The organism is Anaeromyxobacter sp., assembly GCA_016718565.1.
Taxonomy (GTDB): domain Bacteria; phylum Myxococcota; class Myxococcia; order Myxococcales; family Anaeromyxobacteraceae; genus JADKCZ01.
In genome coordinates this window covers 378841-393962 of record JADKCZ010000003.1, presented here as the reverse complement: position 1 = coordinate 393962, position 15122 = coordinate 378841, and the positions used below count along the sequence as shown (strand labels likewise).

The following is a 15122-nucleotide window of genomic DNA, read 5'->3' as shown; positions in this document are numbered from 1 at the left end:
GCGGACGGGCGCCCGCGGTTCAGCCCTTCGCCAGCGCCTCGAACTCCGCGTTGCCCGCCAGGGAGGCGAACATGTCGTCCACGGCCAGCCAGCCGCGCACCTTCGCCGGGTCCACCGACATGGCCCGTCGCAGCGCCTCCAGCGCCTCGACCGGCCGCCCCCAGAGCGCGTAGAGCGCGGCCCGGTCGTAGTTGAGCACCAGGTCGTCGGGCGAGAGCTCGACGGCCCGCGCGTAGCACCGCTCCGCCTCGGCGAAGAACCCCTTCTGCGCGTAGGCGACGCCCAGGTCGAGGTGGGCCTCGAAGTTGCCCGGCTCGAGGTGCGTCACCTCCTTGAGCTGCACGATGGCGCCGCGCACGTCGCCCTCGTCGAGCAGCAGCCCGGCCAGCTCGTGGCGGGCCATGGGATCCGTCGGATCGAGCCCCACCGCCGCCTCCAGCGCCTGGCGCGCCTCCTCGGTCCGCCCCAGGTCGGCCAGCGCCATCCCCAGGTTGAGCTGGGCGTCCTGGAACCCCGGCTCCTGCGCCAGGGCCTCCTTCAGCTCCGCCACCGCCAGGTCCGGGCCGTGCCCGGCCAGGAAGCAGCCCAGCTCGTGGTGGGCGGCGGCGCTGTCCGGCTCGAGCCGCACCGCCTCCAGGTACTCCGCCAGCGCCTCCCGGTAGCGCTTCTGCTCGGCGTACACCGCCCCCAGGTTGTCGTGCGGGTGGGCCGAGGCCGGGTCGAGCAGGATGGCCTTGCCGAACTCCTTCACCGCCTCGTCCAGCCAGCCGCGGTCGGCCAGCTCGATGCCACGGGCGTTGTGCTGGTCGGCCTGGCCGGTCCGGTCCTTGTCCTGGCTCACGGCCGGGAGTCTACTCGACCTTCGCCGAAGGCCCCGACCCCGCTCCCGACCCTCCCCATGCCCCGCCGCCTGCTCCTGCTCCTGGCCGTCGTGCTGGCCGCCGCCACCGGGTGGTGGCTGGCCACCCGACCGCCGCCGCTGGACGACGCGCAGCAGATCCGCACCCTCTTCCTGGAGGCGGCCCGCGCCGCCGGGGACCGTCGGGCCTCCGACGCGGTGGCCGGCCTGTCGGAGTCCTTCCGCGGCCAGGGGCTCGACCGCCGGGACGCCAAGCGGGCGGTGGCGGCGCTGGCGCTGCGTGGCGCCTGGGTGGCGGTCACGGTGGCGGACGTGCGGGTGGAGGTGGCGGGCGACCAGGCCAGCGCCGAGGTGGACGTGCTCCTGTCGCGCGGCGGGGCCGGGTCGTCCGCCGCCGCCCTGCTGCCGGCCGCGGGCGGCGCCTGGCGCTTCGACTGCCGCCTGGCCAGGGAGGCCGAGGGCTGGCGGGTGGTGGAGGCCAGCTGGGCGGAGCGCCCGCTGGCCGAGCTGCTGGGCGCGCCGGCGCCCTGACGCGTTGACGCGCCGCGGGTTTGGGGGGCACGCTCCCCGGCATGGCCTCCTACACCACGCTCTCGCCAGCCGACCTCGCCGCCGCCTGCGCCGCCTTCGGGCTGCCGCCGCCGGAGCGGGTGGCCGCCGAGCCGCGCGGCCGGGTCAACACCAGCCTGCACCTGTGGGCCGGCGGGGAGCGCTGGTTCCTCAGGCTGGCCGAGGAGGCCACGCCGGAGGGGGTGGCCTTCGAGGCCGAGGTGCTGCGCTTCCTCTTCGAGGCCCGCTTCCCGGTGCCGCAGCTGCGCCCCGCCGCCGACGGGCGCTGGTCGACCGCCGTGGCCGGCAAGCCGGCGCTCCTCTTCGCCTACGCGCCCGGCGAGGAGGTGGAGCGCGCCGCCATCGGGCCCGAGCGCTGCCGGCGCATCGGCGAGCAGCTGGGGCGGCTGCACGAGCTGTCGGCCGGCCTGACGGTGGAGCGGGCGAACCCCTACGGCCCGGCCCGCGTGGCCGGCTGGCTCGAGGCGCTGGGCGAGGGCGGGGCCGACCCCGAGGTGCGGGCCGCGCTGCCGCTGCTGCGCCGGGAGCTGGCCGCCACCGCGCTGCCGGGCGCGCCGCGGGGGCTGGTGCACGGCGACCTCTTCGTCGACAACGTGCTCTGGCTGGGCGACCGGGTGGGCTACCTGCTCGACTGGGAGATGGCCTGCACCGAGGCCTTCGCCTGGGACCTGGCGGTGGCGGTGGACGCCTGGTGCTACGGCGACCGGCACGACCACCTGCGGGCGGTGGCGCTGGTGGAGGGCTACCGCTCGCGCCGCAAGCTCGAGCCCGAGACGGTGGCCGCGCTGCACCCCTACGCCCGCTTCCAGGCGCTGCGCTACGCGGTGGGGCGGCTCCACACCTTCCGCGGTGGCCGCCCGGCCGACGGCCAGGCGGTCTGGAAGGACTGGCGCCGCTACCGCGACCGGCTGCTGGCCCTCCAGGCCATGGGGCCGGCGGGCTACCTGGACCTGCTCGGCCTGGCGCGCTGAGGCCGCGGCGCCCCCGGCCTACAGGCCGGAGGTGATCTTCCAGTCCTTGCCGATGCGGCGCAGCAGCATCTGGTTCAGGTTGGACTCGCGCTTGGGCACCGTGCCCTCCGCAGTCACCACCCGGTAGAAGCCCTCGTAGACCAGCTCGGCCCGGGCCCGGTCGCCCTCCACCTCGATCTTCTTCACGGCGATCTGGATGCGCAGCGAGTCCACCTTGGCGAGGTCGGCCGGGAGGGCGCGCTCCAGCGCGGCGCGGTCCAGGTCGTCCTCCGGCTGGGGCGTGCCGGCGCTGTCGAAGTAGTCGGGCGCCACCACCGCCAGGACCGCCGCCGCGTCCTTGGCCTGCAGCCCCTCGGCGTAGGCGCGCAGCACCCCGTAGACGGCGCGGTTGTCGGCGGTGGAGGGGATGGGGGTGCCGGGGATGAGCCGGGGGGAGCAGGCCGCGGCGGCCAGGGTGGCCAGGAGGGCGACGGTGCGCATGGTCATGGTGGCCGACCGTAGGCGCGCGGGGAGGGTGTGGTCAACGGGCGCCGCCGCCCCGAGGGGCTCACCCCCCGGCGAGGAAGCGGCAGCGGCGCAGCCCCGCCGCCGCGCGCACCCGGTCCGCCTCGGCCGCGGCCCCGGCCTCCACCGCCGCCAGCTCCGCCGCGCCCGCCCGCAGCGCCGCGGGCCCGCCGCCGCCCGCGGCCGCCCCGGCCTGGCAGCGGGCCTCGCCGAGCAGGAGGCGGGCCTCGCCGGCGAGCAGCGGCGGCAGCCCGCCGGCCGCGGCCCGCTCCAGCAGCGGCACCGCCGCGCCGGCCTCGCCGCGCCCCAGCGCCTGGCGGGACAGCAGGTAGGCCGTCAGCGGCCGGTCGAGCCGCCTCAGCCGGTCCAGCGCGGCGGCCTGCGCCTCCAGCCCCAGCAGGTAGGGGCGCGCCTCCACCGCCAGCTCGCGATCCGCCACCGCCGCCAGCTTGGCCTGCAGCAGCCGCGCCTCCGGCCGGTCCGGCTCGACCGCCAGCGCCCGCGACCAGCCGGCCGCGGCGGCGCCGAACTCGCCGCGCCGCCAGAACAGGTCCGCCTCGGCCGCCACCAGCTGCGCCCTGAAGTGGGCGTCCACCTCCGGGGCGGCGCGGGCCGCCTCCTCGTAGGCCGCGGCGGCGCCGTCGAGGTCGCCCGCGGCGGCCAGCAGGTCGCCCACCGCCCGCAGCGGGCCGGCCCGCCCGGTCACCGCCGCCACCCGTCGCAGCGCCTGGCAGGCCTCGTCGCGCCGGCCCCGGCCGGCCAGCGCCCAGGCGCCCTCCTCCAGGGCCGCCACCTCGCGCGCGCAGGGCACCGCGAAGAGGGCCGGCCTGGCGTAGCGGGCCCGCGCCGCGCGGAGCAGGCCGGGCGGCACCTCCACGCCGTCCAGGAAGGCCTGCCACTCCGCCAGCAGCGCCGCCGCCGGGCGCCCGTAGGCCGCCTGGAAGTCGCCGCTGCGGTAGAGGGCCGCCACCGGCGCCGCGCCGTGGCGCTCCCGCAGGAAGGCGAGGAAGCTGCCGGCCGCGCCGTAGGCCCGCGCCGGGGCGGCCCGCCAGAACCCGGCCGGCCCGAGCGCCGCCGCCACGTCGGGCAGGAAGCCCAGGTCGCGCGCCGCCCGGGCCCACTGGTGGCCGGTCCAGCCGCCGCGCGGCAGCTCCAGCGAGACCGCCAGCCCCTCCACCAGCCCCATCGACACCAGCAGGCCGTGGCGCGCCGGCACCCCCAGCCAGCCCGGCTCGAGCGCCGCGGCCACCAGGTGGACCAGCTCGTGGCGCAGGATGGGGTGGGGCAGCGCCGCGTCGGTGACGTGCAGCTCGCCCAGCCAGGGCTTGGCGAAGCTGGTGCCCGAGGCGCCCACGTGGCGCCGCTTCTCCTCGTCGCTGCGGTGCACGAAGACGGTGACCCGGGGCGCCGCCGGGAGCCCCAGCGCCGCCGCCAGGTCGTGCACGTGGAACTCGCAGTCGGCCAGCAGGGCGTCGGCCGCCTCGGCCGGCTTCTCGGCCGGGAGGTGCACGGTGCAGGAGGGCCCCTGGCGCAGGCCGCCCAGCGCCGCGGCCATGCGCCCCCGGTGGCCGTCGAGCCCCTGCGCCGCCAGCGCCACCCGGGCCGCCGCCGCGCCGGCCCCGCCCGCGGCCGCCAGCGCCGCGGCCAGCGCCACCCGCCGCCCGCCGCGCCGCCCGGCCAGCCAGGCGGCCCCGGCGCCCACCAGCAGCGCCAGCCCGGTGGTCCCCAGCCGGAAGAGCAGCAGCCGCGCGTCGAGCCGCAGCGCCTCGTCGTAGAGCGGCCCGGGCCAGGCGCCCAGCAGGTGGTCGAGGGCGAAGGCGGCCGGGCCGCGCCAGGCGTCGCGCAGGGTGGCGGCCAGCGAGGCGACCACCGCCGCGCCGAGCGCCAGCCCGGTGGGCAGGGCCCGCCCGCGGGTGGCCCACCCGGCGGCGGCCGCCAGCGCCGCGGCCAGCCAGGCCGAGGGAAGGGCCAGCACCGGGAAGAAGGCGGCGCCGAAGAGGGCGCGGCAGGGCCCCAGCGCGGCGCGCGCCGCCGAGGAGGCCAGCAGCACCAGCAGCAGCAGCGACGCCGCCAGGGCCGCCGCCAGCGCCGCCACCCCGGGCGAGCCGCCCACCCGGGCCCGCTCGGCCCGGGCCGCCGCCAGCCCGAGCGGCCCGGCCAGCAGCACCCCCAGCCAGGCGCCCACCAGCCCGAGCTCGAAGCCCGGCACGTCGAGCAGCGGGATCAGGCCCGAGAGGGCGCCCAGCAGCGCCAGGGCGCCGGCGGCGGCCAGCGCGGCGCGGCGGCGGAGCAGGGCGGCGGCGAGGGTGAGGGCGGGCAGGGGCACGGGTGGGTGGGGGTGGTGAAGGGGCATCCTATCGCCAGGTCACCGGGCGCGTTACCATGCGCCACCCCATGACGCCGGACCACCGCGCGCACCCTCGAGCGCCCATCGAGCTCAAGGTCGAATACAAGAAGCTCAACAGCTTCTTCGCCGACTACACGCGCAACATCTCCAAGGGCGGCACCTTCATCAAGACCCGCAAGGCCTTGCCGGTGGGCACGCGCTTCGTCTTCCGGCTCGAGGTGCCCGGGCGCGATCACCCCTTCGAGCTGAGCGGCGAGGTGGTGCGGTCGCAGCCCGGCGACGACGCCGGCATGGGCATCCGCTTCGTCTGGGCCGACGAGCTGGCCCGCATCGAGTTCGAGCGGGTGGTCGAGGAGCTGATGGAGCGCAGCCTCGGCCCCCACGTCACCCACCACCTGCTGCGGCAGGACCGGTAGGGCGGGCGCCGGCCGCTCAGTAGCGCGGCACGTCCTCCAGCCGCACCCGCGCCCCCGGCTCCACGCCGTGGCGCTCCGCCCAGCCGCCGGCCACCTCCAGCACGTAGCGGCTCGGCACGCCCGGGCTGCGCGGCGAGAGGGTCAGCGGCTCGGCCCGGCGCACGATGCCCACCACCACGCCGGCCTCGTCGATGAAGATCAGGTCGAGCGGGATGAGGGTGTTCTTCATCCAGAAGGCGTGCACCCGGCTCTCGGGGAAGAGGAAGAGCATGCCGGCGTCCTCGGCCAGCTCGCGGCGGTGCATCAGGCCGCGCTCCTGCTCGGCCGGGGTGCGGGCCAGCTCCACCACCACCACGTGGCGGGCGCCGGCGGCGGTCTCGAGCACCACCCGGGGGCGGGGCGGGGCGGGCGGCTCGGGCGGGGGCTGGGCGGCGCAGGCGGCCAGCAGCAGCCCGGCCAGGCCCAGCGCCAGGGCCATCGACCTCGTCGCGGCGTCGCGCGCCCGGGCCGGGGCGCCGGCGCTCACCGCGGCACGGCGCAGTAGCTGGAGAACTGGATGTCGGCCAGGTACTTCAGCCGGGTGGCCTCGTCGAGCGAGGCGATGAAGGCCGGGTCGAGCACCATCTGGCGGCAGGCCAGGCCGGTCTCGGAGCGGGAGCAGTCCTGGTCGGAGACGCAGGGCTTGGAGCAGTAGCCGCACTGGTCGCCGGAGCACCCGTTGTAGCGGCCGCCCGGGACCGCCGGCGAGACGATGCACACCAGGTTGTCGCAGAAGGTGTTGCCGAACTCGAGGTAGTCGCCGGCCGCGGTGTCGGGCGTGGGCCCCGGGGACGGCGCGCCGGGCTTGGAGGGCAGCTTGCACGGCTGGCCCACGTCGGGAGACTGGCAGCCCGCGAGCAGCAGCAGGGCGGCGAGCGCAGCAGCCTGGGCGAGACGGGCGGGGCGCATGGAGGGACCGCGAGGATCGTTAGCACGCGGGTGGAGCGAGCGGCAAGGCGACGGCGGCCCGATGGGGCGCTCCCTGCCTGTGTGCCCAGGCCACACCTCGCGGCACCTCGCGGTACGTTGCCCCTCCCACGGTCAAGGGCTACGATGCCCCGGACTCCAACGACACCCATGCGACTCCGGCAGATCATCCCAGCGTTGATCGTGGCGCTCCTGGCGCCGCTGGCGGGCGCGCAGGACCTGCCCGGCCTGGACCTGTCGAGGCCGGCCGCGCCGGCCGGCGAGAAGGCGGCGCCGCCCACCGAGGTGGCGCCGCTCTCGCTGGAGCCCGAGGCGGTGGGCGCGTCCGGGTCCGGCGCCGCGGGGCAGAAGGCCGGCGCCATCTTCGGCGAGCGCGACGTGGCGCTCGGCGACCGGGTCAAGGCGGTGCAGCGCAAGGGCTTCCTCAAGCGCGGCCGCTTCGAGGTGGCGCCCATCCTGGCGCTCAGCGTCAACGACGCCTTCTTCCAGAAGGTGGGCGGCGGCCTCCGGCTCGCCTACAGCCTGCAGGACAGCTTCGCCCTGGCGGTGCGCGGCTCCTACTACACGCCCTTCCGCACCGACAACGTGGCGGCCGGCAAGATCGGCCTCTCCAGCCAGCTGCTCACCTCGCAGCTCTACGGGCAGGCCATGCTCGACGGCGTCTGGTCGCCGATCTACGGCAAGGCCTCCTTCCTGGCCGACGCCATCGTCCACTTCGACCTCTACCTGGCGGCCGGCTTCGGCGCGGTCTGGAGCGCCACCAGCCTGGCGCCGCGCAACGAGGGGCCGCACCTGGCCGCCGAGCTGGGCGGTGGCGTGCGCTTCTACCCGTACGAGTGGATGGCCTTCGAGCTCGGCCTGATGGCCACCTTCTACCCGGACCAGCCGGTCCTCTCGGTGCCGGCCACCATGCAGACGGTCTTCGTGGCCAACGTGGGCCTGAGCTTCTTCTTCCCCACCGCCTTCGACTACGCCTACCCCCAGTGAGCACGCCCACCCGCACCCGCGCCCGCCTGGCGGCGCTCCTGGTGGTGGCCCTGGCGCTGCCGGCGGCGGCGCGCGCCGGCAACAAGGCCGACGCCTTCGAGGGGAAGATCCAGCCCATCTCCGGCCAGCTCTACCGCAAGGCCGGCCGCCTCGAGCTGACCGCCCTGGGCGCGCTCTCGCTCAACGACGCCTTCTACTCGAAGACCTTCGGCGGGCTGCAGGCCGCCTGGCACCTCACCGAGTTCTGGTCGGTGGGCGCCTCCTTCGCCGGCGGCGGCGCCAGCCCCACCGGCTCCACCACGGTGTGCCCCGCCAACCTGGGCTGCCGCCCGGCCACCGCCGCCGAGCTGGCCCAGCTGCCCGGCCGCCTGCGCACCACCGCCGGCCTGGAGGTGGCCTGGACCCCCATCTACGGCAAGCTCAACGTGCTGGCGGAGCGGGTGGCGCACTTCGACCTGGGCCTGGTGGCCGGCGCCGACTGGATCACCCACGACGCCGTGCTCACCACCGACGAGGCCGTCCGGCAGGGGCTGACCCCGGGCCGCGTCTCCACGGTGGGCGGCCACGCCGGCCTGGCGGTGCGCCTCTTCCTCGGCGAGATGGTGGCGCTGCGCCTGGTGGTGAAGGACCTGGTCTACGCGGTGGACGTGCCCAACGTGCAGGAGGCCGGCGCGCCCCGCCGCGACATCCAGAACCAGCTCTTCACCGAGCTGGGCGTCTCGGTCTTCTTCCCCTTCCGCCCGCGCGCCGCCGGGAGGACCCCGTGAGCCGCGCCCTGACCGCCCTGCTGCTGGCGCTCGCCCTGGCCGCCCCGCTGCCGGCCCCGGCCCAGCTCGGCCTCGACCTGACGGCGCCCGAGCCGGCGCCCCGCAAGAAGAAGGACGAGCCGAAGAAGGCCGCCCCGAAGCCCGCCGCCAAGCCCGCGCCCCGGCCGGCCCCGGCCGACCCGCTGGTCCGCCCGGAGCCGCCGCTGCCGCCGCCGCCGGTGGCCCGGCCGCCCAGGACCAGGGGGGTCGAGCCGGCCGCCCCCCCCGCCGCCGCGCGCGCCGAGGTGAAGCCCAGGCTGGAGGCCGCCCGCGCCCTGCTCGACCAGGGCAAGGCCGAGGCCGCGGCGCTGGCCTACGACGCCATCCTGCGCGACCCCGGGCTGGCCGAGGGACACGACGAGGCCCGCTACCAGCTGGCCCGGGCGCTGGCCGCCCTGGGGCTGGACCACGCGGCGCTCACCACGCTCGACGAGGTGCTGGCCCGCGGGCCGTCGCGCACCCGCCACTTCCACGACGCCCTGGAGCGGCTCTTCGAGGTGGGCGACCGGCTCGCCAACGAGCAGCCGCTGCTGGCCCGGGTGGCGCGCCACGCCCGCGAGGGGGTCCCGCCCGGCCGGGAGGACCGCTTCCACGCCCTGCTGGCCACCTACGAGTTCGACCGCGGCCGCGCCCTCGAGGAGGCCGGCAAGAAGGAGGAGGCCCGCGTCGCCTGGGGCGAGGCGCGGCGGCTGGCGGCGCTGGTGCGCGAGGCGGCCGGCGACGGGTCGGCCCGGGCGGGCGCGGCCGGCTCGGTGGGCGGCCAGGACACCTACGCCCGCGCCGTCTTCCTGGACGGCCTGGCGCTCTACGCGCTGGGGCAGGAGCCGGAGGCCAACGAGCGGTTCAAGGAGGTGGTCCGGCTCACCAACCCGAAGCGCGGGCGGGCCGAGGACCCGGTGGTGCGCGAGCAGGCCTTCCTGCAGCTGGCCCGGCTCCACTACCAGAACCGGCAGAACCGCTACGCCATCTTCTACTACGGCAAGATGCCCTGGGGCGGGCCGAGCTGGCTGGAGGGGCTGTGGGAGGCCTCCTACGCCCACTACCGCATCGGCGAGCACGAGAAGGCGCTGGGCAACCTGCTGACCCTGCAGTCGGCCTACTTCAAGGACGAGTTCTTCCCCGAGTCCTGGGTCCTCAAGGCCATCATCTACTACGAGAACTGCCGCTACCCCGAGGCCACCTCGGTCCTGAAGGACTTCACCGCCGCCTACGAGCCGCTCTACGACGAGCTCACCGCGCTGACGGCGCGCCCGGGCCCCCCGGAGGCCTTCCTGGAGCAGGCGGCCAGCCCGCGGGTGCGGGCGCTGGCCTTCACCGACCGGGCCATCCGGCGGCTGGCCGAGGCGGCCCGCGAGATCGACGGCGAGCTGGCGCGCGGGCTGACCCGGCGCGGCGAGGCCTTCCGCGGCTCGCTGCTCGGCAAGGCCATCGAGGCCCGGCTGGCGCAGGAGAAGGCGCAGCTGCTGAACGAGGCCGGCCTGCGGGCCCGCGGCAAGCTGGAGTACGAGCGCGACCAGCTGCGCGCCATGCTGGCCCAGGCCCTGCGCATCGAGATCGAGGTCTCGCGCCAGGAGCGCGAGGCGCTGGAGAGCTCGCTGGCGGCCGGCAGCCAGGTCGAGGTGGTGAAGAACCTGCGCTGGACCCACGCCGTCTCCGACGAGCACCTCTACTGGCCGTACCAGGGCGAGTTCTGGCGCGACGAGCTGGGCACTTACTCCTACACCCTCACCAAGGGCTGCAAGGACCGCCCGCCGCGGTCCGCCGCCCCGTGAGCCGCCGCACCGGGAGCCGCCACCCGTGACCCTCCGCACCCACCGCGCCCCGGCCGCCTGGCTGGTCCTGGCGCTGGGCCTGGCCCTGGCCGCCCCCGGCCGGGCCGCCGCCGCCGAGCCGCGCGCCGCGCCCCCCACCGGCGCCCTGGGCCAGAAGCGCTCCATCGGCCCCGACGCCTCGCTGGAGGGCACGCTGGAGCGGGCCAAGCCGGCCGCGGCGGCGCCCACCGGCCCGGCCCTCAAGTTCGAGCAGTTCCGCGCCGGCATCGAGGTGAAGCTCTCCGACAAGCGGCGCGAGGAGATCGCCAGCCTCCGCAAGCTCATCAAGCTGTCGTCCCAGGGCGGCGACCGGGACCTGCCGAGCTACTACTTCCGGCTGGCCGAGCTGCTCTGGGAGGAGTCGCAGTACTTCTTCTTCGAGGCCAACCGCGCCGAGGGCGAGCTGCTCGGGCTGCAGAAGGGCGACCCCCGGGTGGCCCGGCTGCAGGCCGAGAAGGCCGACGCCGAGGGCCAGTTCCGCGACATGCAGAAGCAGGCGGTGGTGCTCTACAAGGCCATCATCGCCAAGCACCCGTCCTACGAGCGGCTCGACGAGGTGCTCTTCTTCCTGGCGCGCAACCTGCTGCTGCGCGACCGCACCGACCAGGAGGCCATGAAGGCCTACCGGGCCCTCATCCAGAAGTTCCCGGCGTCGCCCTACGTGCCCGACGCCTGGATGGCCTTCGGCGAGTACTACTTCGAGAAGGCCAACCAGGGGGAGCGGAACGCCAACCTGAAGCGGGCCCTGGAGGCCTACCAGAAGGCGGCCGGCTTCCAGGAGAGCTCGGTCTACGGCTACGCGCTCTACAAGCAGGGCTGGGTGCAGTTCAACCTCGGGGCCTTCCCCGAGGCCCTCGACCTCTTCCGCAGCGTCGTCTACTTCGGCGAGCTGCCCACCTCCACCATCCCGGCCGACCGCAAGCTGGCGCTGGTGAAGGAGGCCCGCAAGGACTACGTGCGCACCTGGCCCTTCGTGGGCTCGGCCGAGGCGGCCTTCGAGGACTTCCGCCGGGTGGGCGGCGAGGCCGGGGCCGGCGACATGCTCAAGTCGCTGGCCGACCTCTACTGGACCGACGGCAAGGACCGCGAGGCCATCCTGGTCTACCACCGGCTCATCCAGGAGCGGCCGGTCTCGCCCGACGCGCCCACCTTCCAGTCGCGCATCGTCACCATGGCCGGGCGCATGGGGCGCAAGGAGATCGCGGTCCAGCAGGCCCACGTCTTCGTCAAGATCCTCACCGACTTCGAGGCCTCGCCGGCCGGGCGCGACCCCAGGAACGCCACCGCCACCGCGGGGGCGCGCTCCACCGCCGAGAACACCCTGCGCACCCTGGCGCTGCGCTACCACAACGAGTGGAAGAAGACCGACGACCAGGCGGTGGCCGGCTTCGCCACCAGCGTCTACGTGGACTACCTGGAGGTGTTCGGGCAGAGCACCTCGGCCTACGAGATGCGCTTCTTCCACGGCGAGCTGCTCTACGCCCTGGGGCGCTTCGCCGAGGCCGGCGACGAGTACGACCGGGTGGTGGCGGTGGACGTGGCCGCCCTGGAGGGCAAGGCCGGCCCGGCCCGCCCCGCCGAGGGCGCCGCCAAGGCGGGCAAGTGGTTCGCCGACGCGCTGGAGGGCGCCCTCTACGCCCACGAGGAGGCCGCCAAGGCCGCCCCGCCGGTGCCGCCCCAGCCGGACAAGAAGAGGCGGGTGGCCTTCGCCCCCGAGCGCGAGAAGCTGGTGCGCGCCTACCAGCGCTACGTGCGGTGGGCGCCCGACGGCAAGCTGGCCTCCAAGGCGGCCTACCGCGCCGGCAAGCTGCACTACGACCACTACGACTACGCCGACGCCATCGACCTCTTCACCCGCGTGGCGCTGGACCACCCGGCCAGCACCGAGGCCGAGTACGCCACCAACCTGGTGCTGGACGCCTACAACGAGCTGGGCGACTGGCGGAACCTGAACGGCTGGGCCCGCCGCTTCTACGCCAACGCGGCCCTGGTGGCGGCCCACCCCAAGCTGAAGGACGACCTGCCGCGGGTGGTGGAGGAGAGCGCCTTCAAGATCATCGAGGAGCTGGAGCAGAAGAAGGACTGGGAGGGCGCGGCCGAGGCCTACCTGGCCTTCGTGCGCGACTGGCCGGCCACCCGGCTGGGCGCCACCGCCCTCTACAACGCCTCGGTGGACTACGCCCGGGGCCACCGGGTGGACAAGGCCATGGAGGTGCGCGAGCTCCTGCTGCAGCGCTACCCGGGCGACGCGCTGGCGCCGCGCTGCCTCTACGACAACGCCGAGGGGTACGAGGCCACCGCCGACTTCGAGCGGGCCGCCGACGGCTACGAGCGCTACTTCCGCGAGTGGCGCCGCCAGCGGGACGCCGCCGCCCCGAAGCGTCCGCCGCCCGGGAAGGGCAAGGGCAAGGCGGGGGCGCCGGCCACGCCGGGCGCCGCGCCGCCGGCCGGGCCGCAGTACGACGAGAAGCGGGCCACCGACGCCATCATCAACGCCGCGGTCTTCCGGGCCGGCCTGCGCGACTGGGGCCGGGCCGAGGCGGCCAGCCTGGCCTACCTGGAGACCTGGCCGGACGGCCCCGACGCCGCCCGCCTGGCCCTCTCGCTGGCCGACCTGGCGGGGCGCCAGGGCCAGGCCCAGAAGGAGCTGGCCCGGCTGGAGGCCTACCAGCGCCGCTACGCCCGCACCCCCGACGACTGGCTCTCGGCGCAGCACCGCGTGGCGCGCCTCATGGAGAAGTCCGGCAACGCCGCCGGGGCGCGCCGGGCCTACGAGCAGGGGCTGGAGCACTACCGCAAGAACCGCGAGCAGGTGAAGGACCGCGGCCTGCCGCTGGCGGCCGAGGCGGCGCTGCGCGAGCTGGAGCCGGCCTTCGCCGACTACCGCACCGTGGACCTCAACGTCGGCCCGAAGTACCTGGCGGGCCAGCTGCAGCTGAAGGGCGCCCGCCTCAAGCGGCTGGAGGAGCAGTACACCGCGGTGGTGAAGCTCGGCGTGGCCGACCCGGCGGTCTGCGCCCTGGAGCGGATCGGGCGCCTCTACGAGAACTTCGCCCGGGTGCTGCAGGACGCGCCGGTGCCCAAGGAGCTGCGCGGCAACCCCGAGCTGCTCGAGGAGTACCGGGCCCAGCTGGGCGAGCAGGCCGAGCCGCTGGAGCAGAAGGCCGGGGAGGGGCTGGAGCTGGCGGTGGCCAAGGCCCGCGAGCTGGGCGTCAAGAACGACTGCGCCGACCGGGCCACCGCCACCGTGGCGGCCCGCCGGCCCGAGCTGGGCCCCGGGGCCGAGCCCCTGCCGGCGCTCTCCCGGCTGGCGACGCCGCCCACGCCGATGGGGCACGGGACGCTGGCCGCGGTGGAGCCGCCGCCGGCTGCGCCGAGGCCGCGCGAGGGGGCCAGGCGCCCCGAGGCCGGGACCAGGGCCGACCCCGCGCTGCCGGCCCTCAAGCTGCCCGGCGAGCGGCGCGCCGCCCCGAAGGTCCAGGAGCCAGCGCCGCCCAGGCCGCGCGGCGAGGACCCGCTGCCCCGCCCGAAGAAGGGCGCCGACGAGGACCTGCTGCCGTGACCCGCGCCCCGCACGCCCCGGCCCTGGTGGCCGCCCTGTTCCTCGCGGCCTGCGCCGGCGCCCCGGTGGCGCCGCCGCCCCCGCCGGCGCCTCGCCCGGTCAGGCCGGTCGAGCCCGCCGACCCGGGCGCCGGGCGGTCGGCCCGCCTCTTCGAGGAGGCGGCGGCGCAGCAGCAGGCGGCCGAGAAGGCCGGCGACGTGGACTGGGCCGTCATGGAGGCCCGCTGGCGCGCCGTGGCGTCCGCCGGCGACCAGCCCGAGGCCCACCACAACCTGGGGGTGGCGCTGGAGCGGCAGGGGCGGCTGGCCGAGGCCCGCGCCGCGTACCAGCGGGCCCAGGCGACCCGGCCGCTGCGCCAGTCGGCGGTCAACCTGGCGGTGCTGCTGGAGCGGGAGGGCGACTCGCGCGGGGCGGCCGCGGCGTACGGCCAGGCCATCCGCGACTTCCCGGAGGACGGCGTGGCGCGGGCCCGGCTGGGCGCGCTCTACCAGCGCTCCGGGCAGAACGAGGAGGCCTGGCGCCTGGCGCGCGAGGCGCTGCTGCGCGAGCCCGGCAGCGCCGTGGCCTACCGCACCCTGATCCAGGTGGCGCTGTCGCGGGGCGACGTGGACCTGGCCAGGCTGGTGGCCCTGCGGGCCCAGAAGGTGGCGCCCGACGACGCCGAGGTGGCCTTCCTGTCGGGGCAGGTGGCGGCCCGCCAGGGCGACGCGGCCGGGGCGGCCGCGCAGTGGAAGCGGGCCCTGGCGCTGAGCCCCGGCCACCGGCCCTCCCGCGCCGCGCTGCTGGAGGCGGCGGCGGCCCAGGGGCGCTGGGCCGAGGTGGAGGCGCAGGCCACCGCGCTCCTGGCCGACGATCCCACCGACGCGCCGGTGCGGCTGACGCTGGGCGTGGCGCAGCGCCGGCTCGGCAAGCCCGACCAGGCGCTCCGCTCCTACGAGGAGGCCGAGCGCCAGGCGCGCGGCGCCCTGCCCGAGGTCCACCTGGCGCGCGGCCTGCTGCTGATGCGCGAGCAGGGCGACTGCCAGGGGGCGCTCCGGGCCCTCGAGGCCTACGAGAAGGCGGCCGGGCCGGTGCTGCCCGAGGGCTCGCCGGCGCCGCGGCTGATGCGCGAGTGCCAGGGGCGCCTGGAGCAGGAACGGCAGGCCGGCGAGGCGGCCCGGGCCGCCCAGGCCGAGTCCGAGCGGCAGGCGGCCAAGGCCAGGGCGGGCGCCCCCCCGGCGCCGGCCGCCACCGCCACCCCGGGTGAACGGGCCGCACCTACACCGCCCCCCCCGGGCGGTGGCAGAAAGCCCTGATCTGCCACTTCTTTCTGGCTCGGACCGG

At 76.7% G+C, this 15122-nt stretch carries 13 protein-coding genes; 8 read left to right on the top strand and 5 right to left on the bottom strand.

Annotated features, from left to right (window positions below):
- Window positions 1-19: 19 nt before the first annotated feature.
- A complete protein-coding gene (locus IPO09_11830; GenBank protein MBK9518024.1) occupies window positions 20-841 on the bottom strand; it encodes a tetratricopeptide repeat protein in 822 nt (273 codons plus the stop codon).
- 57 nt (window positions 842-898) lie between these two features.
- Here IPO09_11830 and IPO09_11825 point away from each other — a divergent pair, with 57 nt between their 5' ends.
- Together IPO09_11825 and IPO09_11820 are read left to right on the top strand one after the other, a co-directional pair.
- Window positions 899-1390, top strand: coding sequence for a hypothetical protein (locus IPO09_11825; protein MBK9518023.1), 492 nt, complete (start codon window positions 899-901; stop codon window positions 1388-1390).
- Between the two features lie 41 nt (window positions 1391-1431).
- Window positions 1432-2400 carry a homoserine kinase gene (locus IPO09_11820; protein MBK9518022.1) on the top strand — a complete coding sequence of 323 codons (969 nt, stop codon included), beginning with the start codon at window positions 1432-1434 and terminating at the stop codon, window positions 2398-2400.
- Between the two features lie 18 nt (window positions 2401-2418).
- Here IPO09_11820 and IPO09_11815 read toward each other — a convergent pair whose 3' ends face one another.
- Window positions 2419-2886, bottom strand: a complete 468-nt coding sequence (locus tag IPO09_11815) for a nuclear transport factor 2 family protein (GenBank protein ID MBK9518021.1) — start codon at window positions 2884-2886, stop codon at window positions 2419-2421.
- 61 nt (window positions 2887-2947) lie between these two features.
- Entirely contained in the window at window positions 2948-5230 is a 2283-nt protein-coding gene (locus IPO09_11810; GenBank protein MBK9518020.1) for a type VI secretion system protein, read from the bottom strand.
- A 68-nt stretch (window positions 5231-5298) separates the two neighbouring features.
- On the opposite strand from IPO09_11810, the gene IPO09_11805 reads away from it, so the two are divergent.
- Window positions 5299-5667 carry a TIGR02266 family protein gene (locus IPO09_11805; GenBank protein MBK9518019.1) on the top strand — a complete coding sequence of 123 codons (369 nt, stop codon included), beginning with the start codon at window positions 5299-5301 and terminating at the stop codon, window positions 5665-5667.
- 16 nt (window positions 5668-5683) lie between these two features.
- Here IPO09_11805 and IPO09_11800 read toward each other — a convergent pair whose 3' ends face one another.
- Both IPO09_11800 and cglC read right to left on the bottom strand, forming a co-directional pair.
- Window positions 5684-6145 carry a DUF192 domain-containing protein gene (locus IPO09_11800; protein ID MBK9518018.1) on the bottom strand — a complete coding sequence of 154 codons (462 nt, stop codon included), beginning with the start codon at window positions 6143-6145 and terminating at the stop codon, window positions 5684-5686.
- 44 nt (window positions 6146-6189) lie between these two features.
- A complete protein-coding gene (gene cglC / locus IPO09_11795) occupies window positions 6190-6615 on the bottom strand; it encodes an adventurous gliding motility lipoprotein CglC (protein MBK9518017.1) in 426 nt (141 codons plus the stop codon).
- Between the two features lie 168 nt (window positions 6616-6783).
- Here cglC and IPO09_11790 point away from each other — a divergent pair, with 168 nt between their 5' ends.
- The 5 genes from IPO09_11790 (at window position 6784) to IPO09_11770 (ending at window position 15094) form a co-directional block, all read left to right on the top strand.
- The gene (locus tag IPO09_11790) at window positions 6784-7620 is read left to right on the top strand and encodes an outer membrane beta-barrel domain-containing protein (protein ID MBK9518016.1); all 837 of its coding nucleotides are present in this window, start codon (window positions 6784-6786) and stop codon (window positions 7618-7620) included.
- Window positions 7617-8387 (top strand): outer membrane beta-barrel domain-containing protein, encoded by a 771-nt coding sequence (locus tag IPO09_11785; GenBank protein ID MBK9518015.1) that lies wholly within the window; start codon window positions 7617-7619, stop codon window positions 8385-8387. Before IPO09_11790 ends, IPO09_11785 begins: the two co-directional genes overlap by 4 nt.
- The gene (gltC, locus tag IPO09_11780) at window positions 8384-10198 is read left to right on the top strand and encodes an adventurous gliding motility protein GltC (GenBank protein MBK9518014.1); all 1815 of its coding nucleotides are present in this window, start codon (window positions 8384-8386) and stop codon (window positions 10196-10198) included. The genes IPO09_11785 and gltC overlap by 4 nt, the downstream gene beginning before the upstream one ends.
- Window positions 10199-10259: 61 nt before the next feature.
- Window positions 10260-13799, top strand: a complete 3540-nt coding sequence (locus tag IPO09_11775; GenBank protein MBK9518013.1) for a tetratricopeptide repeat protein — start codon at window positions 10260-10262, stop codon at window positions 13797-13799.
- Window positions 13796-15094, top strand: a complete 1299-nt coding sequence (locus IPO09_11770) for a tetratricopeptide repeat protein (GenBank protein ID MBK9518012.1) — start codon at window positions 13796-13798, stop codon at window positions 15092-15094. The genes IPO09_11775 and IPO09_11770 overlap by 4 nt, the downstream gene beginning before the upstream one ends.
- Window positions 15095-15122 lie beyond the last annotated feature (28 nt).